Below are 1532 nucleotides of genomic sequence, written 5' to 3' on the forward strand. Positions count from 1 at the left end.
AGTGCGTTGTGGCAAACCGGATTTCGTTCGAGGTGTGCGGCGCAGGTGATCATCTGGACAGAGGTACGGGTGCGGCCGTGGGCATGAAAGAACGGGCTCCTTGGTAGTGACGCGGTTACGACACCAGCACGACCAAGGAAGCCCGTTGCCTGATCAGTTGAGCAGTACCACTGTGCCTGCGTCCACCGCGGTCACCCTTGGGTGTGACTGCTACGTGCACCGGTTCGGTTCGATCGCTCCGGGACGGCGGGTGCGGTGCTATCCGAGTGACATGACGGATGCGGAGTGGGCCGAGGTCCGCTCGGCGATGCCGGTGCCGGCCTGGCTGCTCAGGCAGGGCGGGCGTCCAGAGGCGTATTGCCACCGCGAGATGCTCGACGCTGTGCGCTATCTGGTCGACAACGGCGTGAAGTGGATGGCCATGCCGGTCGACTTCCCGTACTGGCGGGCGGTCTACGACTTCTTCCGCCGCTGGCGGACCTGCGACTACGTGCGTGAACTGCACGAACGCCTGCGCCGCACGGCGAGGGAATGCTCAGGCCGCAACGCCGAGCCCAGTGCGGGAGTCATCGACAGTCAGTCGGTTGACGCCTCCGAGACCGTCGGCGAGAACAGCCGCGGATACGACGGCGGCAAGTCACGTGACGGACGCAAGCGCCACGTCCTGACCGACACCGAGGGCCTGCTCCTGGAGGTCACCGTGACCACGGCCGATGTGCACGACTCCAAGGCCGCCCCCGCGCTGCTGGAGACGTTCATGCAGCAGCCGGGCCGGCTGCTGAAGCTGGTATGGGTCGACAGCGCCTATCAGGGGCCGGCGCTGGCGAAGGCGTTCGCCCGCCACGGAGTGCGCGTCGAGGTCGTGCGCCGCTCCGACGGACGGCGCGGATTTGTCGTACTGGCCCGCAGGTGGGTGGTGGAGCGCACGCTGAGCTGGCTCTCCCGCTCACGCCGCCTCAACCGCGACCACGAACGCCGCCCCGACCACCACGCGGCGATGGTGTGGTGGGCCGCCGTGATCAGGCTGTCCCGGCGCCTGGCCGGGGACGCTCCGCACTGGCCGGAGAAACGCCCCGGCCGACTGCTCCGGGCGCGGGCATGAACCGCCCGTCCTTCGCCCGCACCAGCCAGCCCCGCTTCTCCAGCACATAGGCACGGTGCCGGATCTTCTCCACCTCGTTCTTGATCTCCGCTTCCCGGCCCACCGCCCGCGTCAGCTCCACCCCGTTCACCGGCCCCGACGCGGCCACCACCGCGGCGAACACCTCCCGATACAGGCCTCCGAGCACCTCCTCGCCCATGCCCGACCGCCACACCGGCGGCCTCTCACCATGCCCCGCGCCGGAGCCGCTCGAACCCACGGCGGCAGCCGCCCCACCACCGGACGGCACGGAAACCGGCGTCTTCACCGGGCTCTCCTCTGCCAGCACCGACACAAGCTCCTCACGCCCCACCCGGGCCCGCTCGACCCGCTCCCGCGCGGCATCCACCTCCGCCTGAGCCTGCTCCAGGACCTCCGTCCAGGACTCCAG

2 protein-coding genes are annotated in these 1532 nt (G+C 69.6%); one reads left to right on the forward strand and one right to left on the reverse strand.

The features are described from left to right. Positions 1-271: 271 nt before the first annotated feature. Positions 272-1102: an IS5 family transposase gene (locus ACFY9I_RS42390; protein ID WP_391012855.1), complete on the forward strand. Its 831-nt coding sequence runs from the start codon at positions 272-274 to the stop codon at positions 1100-1102. Here the strand turns inward: ACFY9I_RS42390 and ACFY9I_RS42395 are convergent. Beyond that, positions 1020-1532: hypothetical protein (locus ACFY9I_RS42395; RefSeq protein WP_391012857.1), on the reverse strand; the 513-nt coding region annotated here is incomplete at its 5' end. The two genes, ACFY9I_RS42390 and ACFY9I_RS42395, sit on opposite strands and share 83 nt — an antisense overlap.

Source organism: Streptomyces sp. NPDC012510, assembly GCF_042955065.1.
Taxonomy (GTDB): Bacteria; Actinomycetota; Actinomycetes; order Streptomycetales; family Streptomycetaceae; genus Streptomyces.

Excerpts from the sequence above, each read along its gene's own strand:
- ACFY9I_RS42390 (WP_391012855.1), top strand. The coding sequence starts at position 272 with ATGACGGATGCGGAGTGGGCCGAGGTCCGCTCGGCGATGCCGGTGCCG.